This is a genomic window from Aeromonas sp. 604443 (genome assembly GCF_049170315.1).
In the GTDB taxonomy this organism is placed as follows: domain Bacteria; phylum Pseudomonadota; class Gammaproteobacteria; order Enterobacterales; family Aeromonadaceae; genus Aeromonas; species Aeromonas veronii_A.
On the sequence record NZ_JAAKMI010000001.1, the window covers coordinates 90,649 to 107,912 of the forward strand.

Genomic DNA, 17,264 nt, shown 5'->3' on the forward strand with positions numbered 1-17,264 from the left:
TTGGCAAAGAGTGTGATCCATTCACAAAAACAGTTTCAAAGATTTGGGCGCACCCAGACCACCTCGGATTGGCTCGCATCAGTAGAGCTTTATCAAGATGTGCTGGAGCTCTGCGTGCTTAGCTGAATAGCCTGGCAAACCTCTTCAACCCCATTGAGGGCTCTCGGGGTGAAGCGGTGTAGTTCATCCGAGTTGATCAAATCGAGTCGCTGGTGCTGCACCGCATCGAGATTGGGCCACTTTTGCCAGTGATTCAGGGCGTCAGGATCTTGACTCCCCGCCAGGATCAGCGTGGGGTTCGCTTTGATCACCTGTTCCATGTCCACTTGAGGGTAGGGGGTCTTGGCATTTGCCATGACGTTGACCCCGCCGCAGAGTTCGATGGCCTGAGCCGGCCAGGCATTGCCACTGACGCTGGTGAGCGGTGGGTACCAGAGCTGGTAGAACACCTTGACGCCGGTTGATTGTCCATAACGCTGTTGCAGCTCATGCAGGCGCGCCAGATAGCGATCGGCGGCCTCGTTGGCACTCTTTTCCACACCCAGCAATTTGCCCAGGGCCCGCATCTCGGTGGCCAGCGAGGCAAAATCGGTGGGCTCTGAGTAGAAAATCGGGATCCCCAGTTGTTCCAGCGGTGCCAGCATTCGTGACTGGGCCGAGCGCCAGCCGAGGATCAAGTCCGGCTTTTGTGCCAGCAGGGCCTCGACATTGATGCTGCGATAATTGGCCACCTTGGGCTTGGTTTTCACTTCGGCGGGATAGTCTGAGGCATCATCAACGGCCACCAGTTTGTCACCGGCACCGATGTCGTAAAGCAGTTCGGTAAGATGGGGTACCACGCTCACCACCCGGCTCGGAGTCGCGGCAAACAGTACGCCGGGCAACCAGGCCAGCAGCGCGCAGGGCAGCCAAGTCGGCAATCGCAGCCATCTATCCATGAAATAACCCCGCTATCGTGACAACCAGCGCCAGTATCAACCAGCCCCAGCCGCATCCTTGCAGAATGTTGAGCACCTTGCGCGGAGTCTCGCTATCTGGCTCAGCACCTGTGCCGATGACTGGCCAGCGCTGGAGAGCCCCCTGATAGTAGCGAGGGCCACCAAGGCGGATCCGGCACTTGTCTACCAGCAGGGTGAGCAGCATCCCCATGGCGGGATAGGGCCAGAGCGCGCCACTTCGCAGCAACTGCGCTGCCTGCTTGAGACGGCTTGCCAGCAGTGGCAGCCCCAGCAACAAAATGACGGGGGCATTGAGCCCCTGATAGAGGGTGCTGGCGGCGCGACCAAAATGGTCGAAGGCGGGATCTTTGCGACTCCAGCTCAGGTTCATCAGCTGCACCAGCCGCCAGAGCAGGGCGCCCTGTACGCCAGCCAGGGCAAATCCCAGCAGCGGGCCAGCCCATTGGCCCACCAGGCGCAGGGCGCAGCTCTCCGTCACTGCTTTGGCGAGCCCCATGGTCGAGAGTTTACCGGTCTCCCGCTTGAGCCAGGGGGCAGACTGCAATCTCGCCAGCGGCAGGGTCTCCTGGGTGGCGAGCGAGCGGGTGGCATGGGCGAGTTCGCGTAGTGGGCGGGATTCGAGCATCAGCAGCAGGAACAGCAGGTCGAAGACCGGCTCGCTCAGGGCCAGATTGCGAAGCGACCAGAGCCCGGCTGCGCAGGGGAGCCAGACTACCAGCATTGCTAGCAGGCCGGCCTGCATTTGCTGGCCGGGTGAACCATCGGGTCTGTGTACCTTGTGCCCCAGCCGGGTCAGCAGGGGCGTGACGGCCGAAAGACGCAGATGGGATGGCCACGGGATCACCGCCTCCAGCAGGGCTGCCCCCACCAGAATGGCCGCCGTCGTCGAGAGGAGGGCGTCGGCCATCAAATCAAGCGAGCCGGTCTCGCTCACAGTTTGCCGAGCATCTTGATAATCACTTCGGCGGAGTGCTTGCCGGCCACTTCGATGAAGGCATCGAAGGATTCAACCTGTTCCTTGCCAGCGATATCGGACATGGCGCGCACCACCAGATAGGGCACGTTGAACATGTGGCACACCTGACCGATGGCGGCACCTTCCATCTCGACCGCCAGCATCTGCGGGAAGTCGGCGCGAGCCTTGGCGATGGCGTCCGGTTTGCACATGAACTGATCGCCGGTACAGATAAGGCCGACCTTGGTCTGGTGCTTGCCCTGCTCGGCGATGCAATCCTGAGCGACCGCGATGAGCTTCTCGTCGCAGGGGAAGGCGGCAGGTTGCTGCGCCATCTGGCCCATCTCGTAACCAAAGGCGGTTACATCTACATCGTGGAAACGCATCTCGCTGGCGATCACCACATCACCGATGTGCAGGTCCTGGGCAAAGCCGCCCGCAGAGCCGGTATTGATGACGCAGTCGGGGGCGAATTTTTCCAGCAGCAGGCTGGTGGCCACGCTGGCGGCGACCTTACCGATACCGGAGCGGGTCAGGATCACCTCTTTGCCTGCCAGCATCCCTTGATAGAACTCGCAGCCGCCCAGTTGCAGGGTGGTGGGGTTGCTCATCTGGCTGCGCAGCAGGGCAACTTCTTGCTCCATGGCGCCGATAATACCTACTTTCATTGCTGACCTCGTCTTGATAGCCGTGTGGCTGAATTTAAGTTGCTGTAGATCATAACAAAAGATGGCGTCGGCGCCGAGAGGCACAAGCGAAAGGAGAGATGAAGCGCGGCGCTCCATATGGGAGCGCCGCAGGTGACAAAAAGCATTGATGAGGAGGGGCGAGGGCCTTTAGCCGAGCGCGGTATCGAGGGTCATCATCAGGGCAAAGCCTGCCATCAGACCGAGGGTGGCATAGGTCTGGTGACCGTTGCGGTGGGTCTCCGGGATCACCTCGTGCGAGACCACAAACAACATGGCGCCGGCGGCGAGCCCAAGTCCGATGGGGTAGGCGATGGCAAGGCCGCTGGAGAGCCCCACTCCGAGCAGGGCGCCAACCGGTTCGAGCAGGCCGCTGGCGATGGCAACCAGCACCGCCACCGAGGGGCGAAAACCGGCGGCGCACATGGCCAGCGCTACCGCCAGTCCTTCGGGAATATCCTGCAGTGCGATGGCGGTGGTGAGCGGCAGCCCCACCGACATATCCCCCTGCGAGAAGCTGACCCCGATGGCCATCCCCTCCGGCAGGTTGTGCAGGGCGATGGCAAAGACGAACAGCCAGACCCGGGAGCAGCTCTCGTGGCCGGGGCCGCAGGGGCCGGTTTTGTCATGTTCGTGCGGGGTGAACTGATCCAGTCCCAGCATCAACAGCACCCCGAGGGTCATGCCGACCACCACCACAGCGGCGGCGCTAAAGCCGTTGCCGGTGATCCCCTCGGCGGCCTCCAGCCCCGGCAGCAGCAGGGAGAAGGCACTGGCCGCCAGCATCATGCCGGCGGCAAAGCCCAGCATGGTGTCCTCTACCTTTTGTGGTACCGAGCGCAGAAACAGAGCGGGCAGGGCGCCAATGGCGGTGGCGGCAAACCCGGCGGCACCACCGATCAGGCCGTAGCGCACGCCGCTGGTCACCTCGCCGGTAGCGAGCATGATGAGACTCTGCAACAGCAGCAACAAGACGGCAGCCAGCGCGATAAAGAGACCGAGAGCAGTGAGTGGCCGGCTTTGCATCTGGCTGCGCAGTTGCTGCGACCAGGATAACGGGGGAAGGGCAGAGAGATGGTCCATGGCATGGCCTCAAGGTGAGCAAAGCGGATAATGGCATTACATCCACTTGGCCGCCCCTTGTCCATGCCTGCAAGGCGATTGCCACTATCTGAAAATCTGGAAATAGTTTATCCAAGCAACCACATGGGAACTCTTATCGGAAGCCAAAGGCGGGGGCAAGAGGGGGTCTGCAAATGACTGAGGTGGATGTTGAGTGGCAAGTGGGGATGCATCGCTAACTCTTTTAAATCAGCTGTAGATGCCTGCCTTGGTGTTCGGATAACAGAGACAAAAAAACCGGCTTGCGCCGGTTTTTTTGTCTTGGTGAATGCTGGGGAGCTGGCTTATTTGGCCAGGGACTCCGGCAGCTCTTCACGGATTTTGCCGAGCATCTCTTTCAACACACGCGGGTTGGCAACCACGATATTGCCTGAGTTTTCGTAGTTATGACCACCGACGAAGTCGGTGACGATGGCGCCAGCTTCTTTGGCCAGCAGTTCACCAGCAGCGGTGTCCCAGGGTTTCAGGCCAATTTCCCAGAAACCGTCGACGCGACCGGCAGCCACGTAGGCCAGATCCAGTGCAGCAGAGCCGGAGCGACGGATGTCAGCACACTCGATGAACATGCTCTGGAACATCTTCAGGTACGGCTCGATGTGGTGCTTCTGCTTGTAGGGGAAACCGGTGGCCAGTACGGTGCCAGCCAGCTCTTTGGCTTTGCCGACACGGATACGGTAGCCGTTCAGCTGGGCGCCGCTACCACGGGTAGCAGTAAACAGTTCGTCACGGATCGGATCGTAAACAACGGCTTGTTCTGTTTTGCCTTTCACACGCAGGGCGATGGATACGGCAAAGTGCGGAATGCCTTTGACAAGGTTGGTCGTGCCATCCAGCGGGTCAATGATCCATTGGTAGTCCGGATTGGTACCGGCAATCTCACCAGACTCTTCAGCAACAATGCTGTGCTCCGGGTAAGATTTTTTGATGGTGTGAATGATGGCCGCTTCAGCTTCACGGTCAACGTTGGTCACGAAGTCATTGCTGCCTTTTTGGATAGCCTCAATATTCTCGGGCTGGGAGAAGGCTTTTACTACAACTTGACCGGCGTTGCGCGCAGCGCGCACGGCGATATTCAGCATCGGATGCATAGGTTCACCACTGGATGTTAAAGAACGGGGGACAAAAGGACGCGGTATAGTACCAGTATTTTGTGCGATGGCAACTGTTATCACCCTACGACCAATTGATTGTGACTGCCAGATCTGACGGCTCCAATATAGACCAGATCTGCGCTAGTCTTATCCCGGCAGCCGGATACAGGCTGTCATGAGCATAGGGATATGAGCCATGAATTTGTCATTAGTGAGTCAAAACGTGTCTGGCGCCAGTGAAGGTCTGCTGGCCATTTTGCGGTCATCACCCGAGTATGGTGACCATTTTGCCCACATCAGCGTGACGCCACTGACCGAGTGGCAACCGACCAAGGCTGAAGCGGCGATCCTGCTGATCGATGGCGATACCCCCTGGCAGGATGCCGGGTTTATCCGTGGCGAAGACGATGCCATCGGATTGCCGGTACTGCCGCTGTTGATCCGCAAGGGGGACAAGGATCTCACCATCTGCGGCCCCGATGTGCGCGACCCCCGTTTCTACTTTGTCTCCAACGGCATCGTGCTGGAGGAGTCAGAGCTGGCAGACCCCTCGTGTAGCCGAGTGCTGTTGCGCAAGCTGGAGTCCTACTTCCCGCTGCTTTCCCGCCTGATCATGCTGCGCCAGCGCAAGCCGGTCGCCATGATCAACTAATATTTACCATTGCCAGAGCGCACCAGCGGCGCACTGTGGCCTTGTGTGGCCTACGGTGCGCCGCTTTTTAATGGTCTGGAGCCGGTCACTTGTTGCAAGATGAGGCGGCTATGGTGTTGCACCCTGTTCCAACCGTGCAATCTGGCTATGACCAACAAGGAGTGAATCATGATCGACTTTTACACCGCCGCGACCCCCAATGGTTTCAAAGTGGCGATTGCCCTCGAAGAGCTGGGTTTGCCCTATCGGGTCATTCCTCTCGATTTGTCTGCATTGGATCAGAAGAAGCCCGAGTTTCTCGCCATCAACCCAAATGGCCGTATTCCGGCTATCGTCGATCGGGATAACGACGATTTCGCCGTATTCGAGTCGGGCGCCATCCTTATCTATCTGGCGGAGAAGGCGGGCAAATTGTTGCCGGCCGATCCCAAGCGCCGCTCTCAGGCCATTCAGTGGTTGATGTTCCAGATGGGCGGGGTTGGACCCATGATGGGGCAGGCCAATGTCTTCTACCGCTACTTCCCCGAGAAGATCCCCGCCGCTATCGAACGCTACCAGAAGGAGGGGCGCCGCCTGTTCGAGGTGCTCGACAGCCATCTGGCCCATCATGAATATCTGGCGGACGAGTACAGCATCGCCGACATTGCCACCTGGCCCTGGGTGCGTATTTATGACTGGAGCGGCATCTCCATCGAGGGATTGCCCCATTTGCAAGCCTGGCTGGAACGCATGGCAGAGAAACCTGCCTGCCAGAAGGGGATCACCATACCGCCACGCAAGGAGCAGCCGGATGAGCTGATCAAGCAGGCGCAGCAGATGGTAACACGTTGATTTTTAACTACTGACGGGGCGTGTCGCCCCGTAATATTAGAAAAACTAAGGCAAGCCGATTATAAAGATTCGTTCGTTTTTTGTGAGCTGAATCACTATGATGCCCCCATACCACCAAGCGTCCTGTGCGGTGGCTTGGCGGGCTCCCCGCCTACTGTTTCCAACACTGTTTTTGATTGCATCACAGCCTCTGTGATCAGATTCCTCTGGGCCATTTTGTGCCAGAGGGGCGGCAGCATTTTTTCGATTTTTTGGGACTGATATGGATCGGCACAGTTTTTATCCGTTGTTTTTACTGACCATTCTGATGGTCGCTGTGGGCCAGATGACCCAGACCCTTTATGTTCCCTCCATTCCCATGATGGCTGGGGACTTCAATGTGGCCTCGGGCCAGTTACAGGCGGTGATGGCCTGTTACCTGATCCCCTATGGCCTCTCCCAGTTTGTCTACGGGCCGCTGTCGGATCGCATCGGTCGTCGTCCGGTGCTGATCGTCGGCATGATGGTGTTTCTGGTGGGCACCCTGATCATTCAGGTCATCCCCCATTTTGCCGCCCTGCTGGTGGGTAGCTTTATTCAGGGGCTAGGTACCGGTGCCGGTGGCGCCATGAGCCGTACCGTGATGCGCGATCGCTACAATGGCGCCGAGCTCAACCGCGCCAATAGTCTGGTGAGCATGGGTGTGATCTTCTCCCCGCTGCTGGCACCGGTGCTGGGTGGCTGGCTGACCGAGCTGTTCAACTGGCGTGCCGGTTACTGGTTCCTGTTTGGTTTTGGTGCCGTAGCCACTCTGGCGATCATGGCCTGGTTTGGTGAGACTCTGCCTGCTGCTGCCCGTCAGCCACTGCGCGTCGGTGCTGCCTATCGCCATGTACTGGGCAACCCCAAGTTTCAGGGCAACTTGCTCTGCCTGATGGCGACCTTTGCGGGACTCGCGGTATTTGAAGCTGCGGCCGGTGTGCTGCTGGGCGATGTGCTGAAACTGAGCGCTCGTACCGTGAGCGTGCTGTTCGTGCTGCCGCTGCCCGGCTATCTGTTCGGGGCCTGGCTCTCTGCCAAGCTGAGCTTCCGTTTGACTCAGGGCAAGCTGATGCGTCTGGGGATCGCCTTTCTGGCGCTAGGCTCCCTCATCATTCTGGTGCCGGGGCTGTTCGGGGTGGTGAGTGCTGCCTCGCTGGTTGGTGGTGCGGCTGTCTACTTCATCGGTAGCGGTATTCTCTACCCGACCGCCACCTCCTGCGCCATCGAGCCCTTCCCGGGTCAGGCCGGCACCGCGGGGGCCATTCTCGGCGGGATGCAGAATCTGGGGGCGGGCGTGGTGACTCTGCTGGCCGCCGGTTTCCCGATGACTGGACAGGTGACCCTGGGGGCCATCATGACCCTGATGGTGCTGATCGTGGCGCTGAGCTTTGTCTGGTTGCGCCACCACGGCTCCCCCCACGAGCAGATGGCCATCTAAACGTGCTTGCCTGCTGCAAAACAAAGCCCGCCTTTTGGCGGGCTTTGTCGTTATGGCTGTGTCCGCTTCACACCTTGTCCCATCGGGTTCTCCATTTATTGGGGGGGGAAAGGTGTAAACCATATATTCAGGACGGGACAGTTCGTTGATCATCAGGCAAAGAAAAAGCCCGTCACGCTGGTGACGGGCTTTTGCTGTTGGTACCCCGAGATGCCGTTGCCGGTTTGGGCCCTTGAACCGTCGGTTCAAGGCGGGGATCGGATCTGACCGCAGGCTTCTCGGTCGTGCCGAGCATGCGCAATAGCCAGAAGGCAGATCCCCTGTTTGGTATGAATATCGGCTCGGGGACTTGAACCGGCTGACAAACATCCCAGGGAATTTTAAAACGGTTTGCGATTAGGGCTGCTGCCCCTCTTCGCTGGAATCACCATATTGTCCGTGCTCGATCAGGGCCGCTTCGATGGTGCGCTGCAGCATCTTGATCCGCTTGTCCATGGTCTCAGAGTATTGGTGGTTCTTCTCTTTTTCAAGGCAGAGCTCATGACAGAAATTGAGCGCTGCCATGATAGCCAATTGCTCGTTGCTGGAGACTTTGGAGCGTTGACGCAGGTCGATCAACTTGTCGGTCAGCTGCTCGGCGGCCTGGCGCAGGGCATCCTGCTGTCCCAAGGGACAGGATACCTTGTAGGGACGTCCCAAAATGACGATTTCTACGGCCTCTGTGCTCATGCCTTCCTCAATACGGCGGAGCTGATTTCCGCCTTTATCCACGTGGACAACTGGGCGGGACTATATAGCGCAGATGCATAAGTTTCAAGGCCTTGCTGGCTCTGCAAGAGGGAGAATGCTAGGATCCTGACCATTAATTCTGCAAATTTGACTGAACTTTGAGCGGATCCTCGATGAGCAAAACGAACCCCCTTAAATATGCGGCAGTGGCCGACATCATGGAACAACATGAGCTGATGGCCAGCGCAGTAGAGGCCCATGGTGTGATCTGCGGTCTGGTGTGCGGCGGTGTGGCACTGGACGACAAGAGTTGGGTGCCCCATTTCAACGATCTGGTGAACGACGGTTTCGGCCTGCCGGCCCCGGTGCGCCAGGTGATGACCGATCTTTATCACAATGTAGTCGAGAGCTTGATGGCCCAGAAAGGCGTCGAGCTGCTGCTGCCAAGTGATGATGCCCCCCTCGACGAGCGCATCGATTCGCTGGTGGACTGGTCACAGGCGTTTCTGGCTGGTTTCGGCGTGGTGCAGCAGGAGCTCTCCCGCGCGTCGGAAGAGCTGCAGGAGATGATCCAGGATATCGCCAGCATCACTCAGGTCTCTGCCGAGTTCGATCAGGAAGATGACGAGAACGAAGCCTCCTTCCTGGTGCTCTACGAACACGTCAAACTGGGGGTCATGATGGCCTTCGAAGAGTTTGGCAAGCGTCCCGATACCCCGAGCGCGCCGCCGACCCTTCATTGAGGCGCGGGTCAACGCGATCCTAACTGAATCTGCAAGAGCGCCTGATGGCGCTCTTTTTTATTTCCTTGTGGTAGCTAACCCTGTGAGGCGCAACCGGTTTTTTGCCGGTGACCTCGCATTCGGCCAGCGGCTTTGTGATAGCATGAGGCCACCTTTTTCACTTCTTCCTCTCTGCTTATGTCTCAATCTGATGTGCGACAGGTCGATGTCACCCTGGTCGGCGGTGGAATGAGCGGCGCCGTGCTGGCCCTCTCGCTGGCAGCCCTGCTTCGATCCGATGGCTCCCCCCTCGAGATCCTGCTGCTGGAGGCAAGCGTCCCCGAACAGCACACCCATTCAGGGTTCGACGCACGCGCCATTGCGCTCTCGGCCGGTACCTGCGATGCGCTGTTGCGACGCGGACTCTGGCCGCTGTTTGCCCCCCATTGCGCCCCCATTACCCAGATTCATGTCTCGGATCGGGGCCACTTCGGTCAGGCTCGCCTGTCGGCTGCCGAATACGGCCTGCCCGCGCTGGGCCAGGTGATCGAGCTTGCAGCTGCCGGTCATGAGCTGCAACGGGCGATGGCGGCCTCTCCCAATATCCGGGTCTGTTGTCCGGCACGGGTGAGCGAGATTGTGCCCGATGAGGAGAAGGTGACCCTCACCCTTGAGAGCGGTGAACAGATTGAGACCCGCCTGCTGGTGGCGGCAGACGGCGGCAACTCCTTTGTGCGTCAGCACTTCAAGTTGCCGGTGACCCGCCACGACTTTGAGCAGCACGCCATCATCGCCACGGTCAAAACGGCGCAAGACCCTGCAGGACGCGCCTTCGAGCGCTTTACCGAAGGGGGGCCGCTGGCCCTGTTGCCGATGCAGGAGGGGCTCTCCTCTTTGGTATGGAGCGTCGGGCAGCATGAGGTGGATGAGCTGATGGCCCTCGATGAGGCGGCGTTTCTTGCCCGTCTGCAGCAGGCCTTTGGCTGGCGGCTTGGTCGCTTCGAGCGATGCGGCGTGCGTAACGTCTATCCGCTCATTCTGACCGCCTGCGACTACCCGCTGGCCCAGCGCACCGTGCTGGTCGGTAATGCCGCCCACGCCCTGCACCCGATTGCCGGACAGGGCTTCAACCTCGGGATGCGGGATCTCGACCTGCTTACCGGCGCCGTAGCCAAGGCGTTGGCAGAGGGGGAGGATATCGGCAGCTTCAAGGTACTGAGTGGCTACTGGCAGCAGCGTCAGCGCGATCAGGAGCAGACCGTCTGGCTTACCTCTTCGCTGGCCCAGCTCTTCTCCAATGGTCACGATCCGCTGGTGGCTGGGCGCAATCTGGCGCTCACCCTGATGGGGCGATTCCCGTGCCTCAAGGCGCCGCTTGCCTCGCGCACCCTGGGCTTTGTCGCTGATGTGTGCGGCAACTAGCCAGCACTTGTTGAGTGGAACCTGTTGACCGGAAGATGGTGACCGCCATTCGTTGATCAAAACCTATTGAATAAAGAGGTGATGCCTGCGGGCGTCCCCTCGCTGGCCAGCCGGTCAGCCCTGAAAGGATGAGATGATGCAGATGCAAAATGTGGATGTGGTGATTGTCGGTGGCGGCATGGTGGGGCTGGGGCTCGCTGCGGCCCTGAAACATAGCGCCCTCAAGGTGCTGGTGGTGGAGGGACAACTGCCCGACCCGCAGCTGGGGGAGGTGGCCGATAACCGGGTCAGCGCCCTGAGTCTGGCCAGCCAGCAGATCCTGCGCCATGTCGGCGCCTGGGACGGCATTGAAGCGCGCCGCCTGCAGGCCTACGACAAGATGGCGGTGTGGGAGCAGGACAGTTTTGGCCATATCGACTTCGATGCCGCCAGCCTGCGTCAGGCCAACCTCGGCCACATCGTCGAGAATCGGGTGATCCAGCTGGCGCTGCTTGAGGCAATTGAAGGTGCCAGCAATATCCAGCTGCTGACCCCCGCCAGAGCCAAGAGCCTGCAGAGCGGCCCGGCGGGCGCCCTGCTGCTTCTTGAAGATGGTCAGGCCATCTCGGCCAAACTGGTGGTGGCTGCCGATGGCGCCCACTCCTGGGTGCGCCGTCAGGCTGATATCCCGCTTACCAGCTGGGATTATGGCCACCACGCGCTGGTGGCGACGGTGCGCTGCGCCGAACCCCATGAGGCGGTGGCACGCCAGATCTTCACCCCGGATGGCCCGCTCGCCTTTTTGCCGCTGTGGCAGGAGAACCTCTGCTCCATCGTCTGGTCGCTGCCTGCGGCCCGTGCCGAGGCGCTCTGTGCCTGCGATGACGAGCAGTTCAATCGCCAGCTCACCGCCGCCTTCGATGCCCGGCTCGGTCTGTGCAAGGTGGAGGGGCCGCGCAGCGCCATTCCCCTCACTGCCCGCTATGCCCGCGACTTTGCTCGCGAGCGGTTGGTGCTGGTGGGAGATGCCGCCCACACCATCCACCCCCTGGCGGGGCAGGGGGTCAACCTTGGCCTGCTGGATGCTGCCGCGCTGGCGGAGCAGATCTTGCAAAATCATGCCGCGGGTGAGGATATCGGCCTGCTCGCCAACCTGCGCAGCTACGAGCGCTGGCGCAAGAGCGAGGCGGCTCGCATGCTGGCGGCGATGGAAGGGCTCAAGCGGCTGTTCAGCGGGGCCAACCCGCTCAAGAAGCTGGTGCGGGGCGTGGGATTGCGCGCGGCCAATCTGCTGACGCCCTTCAAGGAGGGGGTGATCCGCGCCGCCATGGGGCTGGAGGGAGAGTTGCCCGCATTGGCCCGTCCTGACTGGGCTGTTGCTGCGACCAAGGGCAGTGCCATGCAGGCCAAGGGTGAAATAAACTAATATTACTCGCCGTTTTTGACAACAAAAGTAATCCGACAAGGCTGACGACCCGTTTTGGGTGTCAGCCTTTAATTTTGCTCTGGAGCGAAACGTTTTTCTGCAAATTGTGACGAAACGGTAAAAATCAAAATTTAATCTCGCCTGAGTCGGCTTATGGCTGTTTTTATCACTGCATTTATCTTAGTGTCTGGAGTCAGTTTTACGGGAGGGGATTAGTTTTTTTTGAGCGGCACGCTCGCCTGCTTGTCATATAATCCGCTCCGTTCAAGGAATCCCTCTTGCCTGGCAAGGGCAGGAGCGAGCACACACTTTTGGATCCGGTCGCTTTTTGCTGTACGTAGTGCAGTCAGAGCGGTGGCGCGGGTCGCAAGGGTGGTCGCCAAAGCGAAAAGGCTTTTTGCTAAGGAAAGAATGCGATGATCCAGACTACTGTACTGCATCCCAAACACTTGGAAGCCGGCGCCAAGATGGTGGACTTCCACGGTTGGGAAATGCCCATCAACTACGGCTCCCAGCTGGAAGAGCACCACGCGGTGCGCAGCGATGCCGGTATGTTCGATGTTTCCCACATGACCATCGTCGATTTGACCGGCGAACGGGTCAAAGCCTTTCTGCAACATCTGCTGGCCAACGACGTGGCCAAACTCACTGCCCCCGGCAAGGCCCTCTACAGCGGCATGCTCAATCCGGAAGGCGGGGTTATCGATGACCTCATCACCTATTATCTTGGCGATACGTTTTACCGGCTGGTGGTCAACTCCGCTACCCGCGAGAAGGATCTGGCCTGGATCCGCCATCACGCCATCGATTTCGATATCACAGTAACCGAGCGTCCTGAGCTGGCGATGATTGCGGTGCAGGGCCCCAACGCCAAGGTCAAGGCTGCTGCTGTGCTGAGCGCCGCTCAGCGTACCGCCGTGGTGGGGATGAAACCCTTCTTCGGCGTGCAGGCTGGCGATCTCTTTATCGCTACCACCGGCTACACCGGCGAGGATGGTTATGAAATCGTGGTGCCGCAAGAGAAAGCCTGCGAGCTGTGGCAGGCACTGTTGGATAACGGTGTCGCCCCGTGTGGTCTCGGTGCCCGCGATACCCTGCGCCTCGAAGCGGGGATGAACCTCTATGGTCAGGATATGGACGAGTCAGTCTCTCCGCTGGCCGCCAACATGGCCTGGACCATCGCCTGGGAGCCGAGCGATCGCAACTTTATCGGCCGCGCTGCGCTGGAAGCACAGAAAGCGGCGGGCAACCAGCCCAAGCTGGTGGGGCTGGTGATGGAAGAGAAAGGGGTGCTGCGTGCCGGTATGCCGGTCACCTTCACCGCGGCAAACGGTGAGAAGCGAGAAGGTGTGATCACCTCCGGCTCCTTCTCGCCCACCCTGGGCTACAGTATTGCCCTGGCGCGGGTGCCCCGTGATATCGGTGAGCTGGCCGAGGTGGAGATCCGCAAGAAGCTGGTCACCGTGAAGGTCACCAAGCCCGCTTTCGTCCGTAACGGCCAGAAGCTGGTTTAATACCGTTTTGGGGGAGGGCTGTGCCTCCCCCATCCCTTTTCATATTCGTTTTTAAACGCGACTCAAAGATCAAAGGAAGCACAAATGAGCCATATCCCGAGCGAACTGAAATATGCCACTTCCCACGAGTGGATCCGTGTTGAAGCCAACGGCGAGGCCGTGGTCGGTATCACCGAGCACGCCCAGGAGCTGCTGGGTGACATGGTGTTTGTCGAGCTGCCGGAAGTGGGCAAGCAGGTCAGTGCCGGTGACGACTGCGCCGTGGCCGAGTCGGTCAAGGCGGCCTCCGATATCTACAGCCCGGTGAGCGGTGAGATCATCGCCGTCAACGAAGAGCTGGAAGGGAGCCCCGAGCTGGTCAACTCCGACCCCTACAGCGCTGGCTGGCTGTTCCGCATCAAGCTCGATGACGAGAGCGAGCTGGCCAACCTGCTGGATGCCGAAGGCTACCAGAACGTGGTGGACGAAGAGTAATGCCCCCGGGCCCTGCCAACACAGCAGGGCCCCTTTGTATGACCGCTAGCCGGGCAAGCGCCGGCCGGTGGAAGGGTGAAATCGTCCGCGCCTGCCGTTTGCTTGCCTGCTTTTGCCAGGGCAAACGGGCCGGTTCGCAACAAGGCGATCCCCTCTTGATGCTGCCGCAGCATCCGGTGCCGCACCCTGTCTGCGGGACCCAGAACATGAGTGGAGTCGGTATCAACCGACGATCAGGAACATCAGGTCTTGGTTATCAGGATGTCATGCCAGGACTTATTTATCAGGAAATAGGGAAATGACCCAGTCACTGTTTGAACTCGAGCAAAAAACCGATTTTGTCCGCCGCCATATCGGCCCGGGCGAGGAAGAGCTGCGCCAGCTGCTGGCGACCGTTGGGGCCGAAAGCCTGGACGATTTGATTGAACAGACCGTGCCCGCCGCCATTCGCCTGCCGGGTCCGCTGGGGATCGGTGCCGGCATGACCGAAGTGGAGGCGCTGGCCAAGCTCAAGGGCTATGCCGCTCAGAACAAGATTGCCAAGAGCTACATCGGCATGGGTTATCACGATACCCATGTGCCCCACGTCATTTTGCGCAATGTGCTGGAAAATCCGGGTTGGTATACCGCCTACACTCCCTATCAGCCCGAGCTGGCACAGGGCCGTCTCGAAGCCCTGCTCAACTTCCAGCAGCTGACGCTGGATCTGACCGGCATGGATCTGGCAAGCGCCTCCCTGCTGGATGAAGCGACTGCCGCTGCCGAGGCGATGGCGCTGGCCAAGCGGATGGCCAAGTCCAAATCCAACCTCTTCTTCGTGGCCGATGATGTGCACCCGCAGGTGATCGACGTGGTCAAGGAGCGTGCGGTTCACTTTGGTTTCGACGTGGCGGTTGGCGCCGCGAGCGATGCAGTGAGCGAAGAGGTGTTCGGTGCCCTGTTCCAGTACCCCACCACCACCGGTGAAGTGAAAGATCTGCGCGCCCTGATTGCCGCGGTACAGGCCCAGAAAGGGCTGGCTTGCGTCAGCGCCGACTTGCTCTCCCTGCTGCTGCTCAAATCCCCGGGCGAGCTGGGCGCCGACGTGGTGTTGGGCTCCGCCCAGCGCTTTGGTGTGCCCATGGGTTACGGTGGCCCCCACGCCGCCTTCTTCGCCACCCGCGATGCCTACAAACGTTCCATGCCGGGCCGCATCATCGGTGTCTCCAAGGATGCCCGTGGCAAGGCCGCGCTGCGCATGGCGATGCAGACCCGCGAGCAGCACATCCGCCGCGAGAAAGCGAATTCCAACATCTGTACCGCTCAGGTGCTGCTGGCCAACATGGCGAGCTTCTACGCCGTCTACCACGGCCCGGTAGGGCTGAAAACCATCGCCTCCCGCGTGCACCGTCTCACCACCATTCTGGCGCTCGGCCTCAAGGCCAAGGGCGTGTCCCTCAAGCATGCCAGCTGGTTTGATACCCTGACCGTGCAAACTGCTGACAAGGCCGCGCTGATTGCCAAGGCCGAGGGGCTCGGCATCAACCTGCGTGCAGACCTAGATGGTGCGGTAGGTGTGTCGCTGTCTGAAACCACCACCCGCGCTGATGTGGCCGAGCTGTTCGATCTCTTCCTCGGTCAAGGCCATGGACTGGATATCGAGGCCCTCGACAAGGCGGCTCAGACCCATCACGCCATCCCGCAGGATCTGCTGCGCACCGATGCCGTGCTGACCCACGAGGTGTTCAACAAGTACCACTCCGAAACCGAGATGCTGCGTTATATCCACCGTCTCGAAGCCAAGGATCTGGCGCTCAACTACGCCATGATCTCCTTGGGCTCCTGCACCATGAAGCTCAACGCCACCGCCGAGATGATCCCGGTGACCTGGCCCGAGTTCGGCAAGTTGCACCCGTTCGCCCCGCTGGCACAGGCCAAGGGCTACCAACTGCTGCTGGCCGACCTCGAAAACTGGCTGGTGAAGGTGACCGGTTACGATGCGGTCTGCATGCAGCCCAACTCAGGTGCCCAGGGCGAGTACGCGGGTCTGCTCGCCATCAAGAAGTACCACGAGTCCCGTGGTGAAGGGCATCGCGACATCTGCCTGATCCCAGCTTCTGCCCACGGTACCAACCCCGCCTCTGCCCAGATGGCGGGGCTCAAGGTGATCGTCACCGCCTGTGACAAGTCCGGCAACGTGGAGCTCGACGACCTGCGCGCCAAGGCGGCCGAGGCGGGGGATCAGCTCTCCTGTCTGATGGTGACCTATCCCTCCACCCACGGGGTGTACGAGGAGACCATCAAGGAGGTGTGCGACATCGTTCACCAGCACGGTGGTCAGGTCTATCTGGACGGCGCCAACATGAATGCGCAAGTCGGGCTGACGGCGCCGGGCTTTATCGGGGCGGATGTGTCGCACCTCAACCTGCACAAGACCTTCGCCATTCCTCACGGCGGTGGCGGCCCGGGCATGGGCCCCATCGGCGTGAAGAAACACCTGGCACCGTTCGTAGCCGGTCACGCCGTGGTCAAGACCGACAAGGAGAGCCGCAACAACGGCGCCGTGTCGGCGGCACCGTTTGGCTCGGCCAGCATCCTGCCCATCAGCTGGATGTATATCGCCATGCTGGGCGACGAGGGGCTGAAGAAATCCACCCAGGTGGCCATCCTCAACGCCAACTACCTGGCCAAGAAGCTGGGTGAATCCTTCCCCGTGCTCTACTCCGGGCGCAACGGTCGGGTGGCCCACGAGTGCATCCTGGATATCCGCCCGCTCAAAGAAGCTTCCGGCATCAGCGAGATGGACGTGGCCAAGCGGCTGATGGACTACGGCTTCCACGCGCCGACCATGAGCTTCCCGGTAGCGGGTACCCTGATGGTCGAGCCGACCGAATCGGAATCCAAGCGCGAGCTGGACCGCTTCGTGGAGGCGATGACCGCCATCCGTGCCGAGATCGCCAAGGTGCAGGACGGCCACTGGAGCCTCACCGACAACCCGCTGGTCCATGCGCCGCACACCCAGGACGACGTGATGGATGCAGAGTGGTCCCGTGGCTACAGCCGCGCCGAGGCGGTCTTCCCGTCCGACGCCGTGCGCGCCAGCAAGCTGTGGCCCTCTGTGAACCGCATCGACGATGTCTACGGGGATCGCAACCTGTTCTGCTCCTGTATCCCGACTGAGGATTACGCCAAGTAAGTGGCGTCCAGGAGCAACAGTTAAGCCGTATAAACAACAGGGCCACCCAGACGGGTGGCCCTTCGTTT

The 17,264-nt window shown here is 60.2% G+C and carries 15 protein-coding genes and 1 other RNA gene; 9 read left to right on the forward strand and 7 right to left on the reverse strand.

Features of this window, described 5'->3' with window-relative positions:
* Positions 1–92 precede the first annotated feature (92 nt).
* The 5 genes from G5380_RS00390 to suhB form a co-directional block, all read right to left on the reverse strand.
* A complete protein-coding gene (locus tag G5380_RS00390; RefSeq protein ID WP_421262778.1) occupies positions 93–938 on the reverse strand; it encodes a cobalamin-binding protein in 846 nt (281 codons plus the stop codon).
* Positions 931–1,893 carry a cobalamin biosynthesis protein CobD/CbiB gene (locus G5380_RS00395; protein ID WP_421323385.1) on the reverse strand — a complete coding sequence of 321 codons (963 nt, stop codon included), beginning with the start codon at positions 1,891–1,893 and terminating at the stop codon, positions 931–933. Before G5380_RS00395 ends, G5380_RS00390 begins: the two co-directional genes overlap by 8 nt.
* A complete protein-coding gene (gene mtnN / locus G5380_RS00400; RefSeq protein WP_005333935.1) occupies positions 1,890–2,582 on the reverse strand; it encodes a 5'-methylthioadenosine/S-adenosylhomocysteine nucleosidase in 693 nt (230 codons plus the stop codon). The genes G5380_RS00395 and mtnN overlap by 4 nt, the downstream gene beginning before the upstream one ends.
* Before the next feature lie 168 nt (positions 2,583–2,750).
* Positions 2,751–3,683 (reverse strand): ZIP family metal transporter, encoded by a 933-nt coding sequence (locus tag G5380_RS00405; protein ID WP_005361496.1) that lies wholly within the window; start codon positions 3,681–3,683, stop codon positions 2,751–2,753.
* A gap of 323 nt (positions 3,684–4,006) precedes the next feature.
* Positions 4,007–4,810: an inositol-1-monophosphatase gene (suhB, locus tag G5380_RS00410; protein WP_033137241.1), complete on the reverse strand. Its 804-nt coding sequence runs from the start codon at positions 4,808–4,810 to the stop codon at positions 4,007–4,009.
* Between the two features lie 199 nt (positions 4,811–5,009).
* On the opposite strand from suhB, the gene G5380_RS00415 reads away from it, so the two are divergent.
* From G5380_RS00415 to emrD, 3 genes are all read left to right on the forward strand, one after another.
* Complete coding sequence (locus tag G5380_RS00415; protein ID WP_421352186.1) at positions 5,010–5,465, forward strand: hypothetical protein; 456 nt, start codon at positions 5,010–5,012, stop codon at positions 5,463–5,465.
* A 168-nt stretch (positions 5,466–5,633) separates the two neighbouring features.
* Entirely contained in the window at positions 5,634–6,296 is a 663-nt protein-coding gene (locus tag G5380_RS00420; RefSeq protein WP_323912137.1) for a glutathione S-transferase family protein, read from the forward strand.
* 262 nt (positions 6,297–6,558) lie between these two features.
* Positions 6,559–7,755 (forward strand): multidrug efflux MFS transporter EmrD, encoded by a 1,197-nt coding sequence (emrD, locus tag G5380_RS00425; RefSeq protein WP_005333920.1) that lies wholly within the window; start codon positions 6,559–6,561, stop codon positions 7,753–7,755.
* 198 nt (positions 7,756–7,953) lie between these two features.
* On the opposite strand, the gene ssrS is transcribed toward emrD, so the two are convergent.
* A non-coding RNA gene (gene ssrS, locus G5380_RS00430) (6S RNA) lies at positions 7,954–8,135 on the reverse strand.
* A gap of 16 nt (positions 8,136–8,151) precedes the next feature.
* Complete coding sequence (gene zapA / locus G5380_RS00435; protein WP_005333910.1) at positions 8,152–8,484, reverse strand: cell division protein ZapA; 333 nt, start codon at positions 8,482–8,484, stop codon at positions 8,152–8,154.
* Positions 8,485–8,657: 173 nt separating this feature from the next.
* Here zapA and G5380_RS00440 point away from each other — a divergent pair, with 173 nt between their 5' ends.
* From G5380_RS00440 to gcvP, 6 genes are all read left to right on the forward strand, one after another.
* Positions 8,658–9,227, forward strand: coding sequence for a UPF0149 family protein (locus tag G5380_RS00440; RefSeq protein WP_005346580.1), 570 nt, complete (start codon positions 8,658–8,660; stop codon positions 9,225–9,227).
* A gap of 177 nt (positions 9,228–9,404) precedes the next feature.
* Complete coding sequence (gene ubiH / locus G5380_RS00445) at positions 9,405–10,628, forward strand: 2-octaprenyl-6-methoxyphenyl hydroxylase (RefSeq protein ID WP_337072063.1); 1,224 nt, start codon at positions 9,405–9,407, stop codon at positions 10,626–10,628.
* A 136-nt stretch (positions 10,629–10,764) separates the two neighbouring features.
* A complete protein-coding gene (locus G5380_RS00450) occupies positions 10,765–12,033 on the forward strand; it encodes an FAD-dependent 2-octaprenylphenol hydroxylase (protein WP_202004847.1) in 1,269 nt (422 codons plus the stop codon).
* 416 nt (positions 12,034–12,449) lie between these two features.
* On the forward strand, positions 12,450–13,547 hold the full coding sequence (gene gcvT / locus G5380_RS00455; protein WP_335830964.1) for a glycine cleavage system aminomethyltransferase GcvT: 1,098 nt from the start codon (positions 12,450–12,452) through the stop codon (positions 13,545–13,547).
* A gap of 84 nt (positions 13,548–13,631) precedes the next feature.
* The gene (gcvH, locus tag G5380_RS00460) at positions 13,632–14,021 is read left to right on the forward strand and encodes a glycine cleavage system protein GcvH (protein WP_005333898.1); all 390 of its coding nucleotides are present in this window, start codon (positions 13,632–13,634) and stop codon (positions 14,019–14,021) included.
* A 298-nt stretch (positions 14,022–14,319) separates the two neighbouring features.
* On the forward strand, positions 14,320–17,196 hold the full coding sequence (gcvP, locus tag G5380_RS00465) for an aminomethyl-transferring glycine dehydrogenase (protein ID WP_421352187.1): 2,877 nt from the start codon (positions 14,320–14,322) through the stop codon (positions 17,194–17,196).
* Positions 17,197–17,264: the final 68 nt, after the last annotated feature.

Excerpts from the sequence above, each read along its gene's own strand:
- mtnN (WP_005333935.1), bottom strand. The coding sequence starts at position 2,582 with ATGAAAGTAGGTATTATCGGCGCCATGGAGCAAGAAGTTGCCCTGCTG.
- ubiH (WP_337072063.1), top strand. The coding sequence starts at position 9,405 with ATGTCTCAATCTGATGTGCGACAGGTCGATGTCACCCTGGTCGGCGGT.
- G5380_RS00440 (WP_005346580.1), top strand. The coding sequence starts at position 8,658 with ATGAGCAAAACGAACCCCCTTAAATATGCGGCAGTGGCCGACATCATG.
- gcvH (WP_005333898.1), top strand. The coding sequence starts at position 13,632 with ATGAGCCATATCCCGAGCGAACTGAAATATGCCACTTCCCACGAGTGG.
- G5380_RS00390 (WP_421262778.1), bottom strand. The coding sequence starts at position 938 with ATGGATAGATGGCTGCGATTGCCGACTTGGCTGCCCTGCGCGCTGCTG.
- G5380_RS00415 (WP_421352186.1), top strand. The coding sequence starts at position 5,010 with ATGAATTTGTCATTAGTGAGTCAAAACGTGTCTGGCGCCAGTGAAGGT.
- gcvP (WP_421352187.1), top strand. The coding sequence starts at position 14,320 with ATGACCCAGTCACTGTTTGAACTCGAGCAAAAAACCGATTTTGTCCGC.
- gcvT (WP_335830964.1), top strand. The coding sequence starts at position 12,450 with ATGATCCAGACTACTGTACTGCATCCCAAACACTTGGAAGCCGGCGCC.
- suhB (WP_033137241.1), bottom strand. The coding sequence starts at position 4,810 with ATGCATCCGATGCTGAATATCGCCGTGCGCGCTGCGCGCAACGCCGGT.
- G5380_RS00405 (WP_005361496.1), bottom strand. The coding sequence starts at position 3,683 with ATGGACCATCTCTCTGCCCTTCCCCCGTTATCCTGGTCGCAGCAACTG.
- emrD (WP_005333920.1), top strand. The coding sequence starts at position 6,559 with ATGGATCGGCACAGTTTTTATCCGTTGTTTTTACTGACCATTCTGATG.
- G5380_RS00420 (WP_323912137.1), top strand. The coding sequence starts at position 5,634 with ATGATCGACTTTTACACCGCCGCGACCCCCAATGGTTTCAAAGTGGCG.
- zapA (WP_005333910.1), bottom strand. The coding sequence starts at position 8,484 with ATGAGCACAGAGGCCGTAGAAATCGTCATTTTGGGACGTCCCTACAAG.
- G5380_RS00450 (WP_202004847.1), top strand. The coding sequence starts at position 10,765 with ATGCAGATGCAAAATGTGGATGTGGTGATTGTCGGTGGCGGCATGGTG.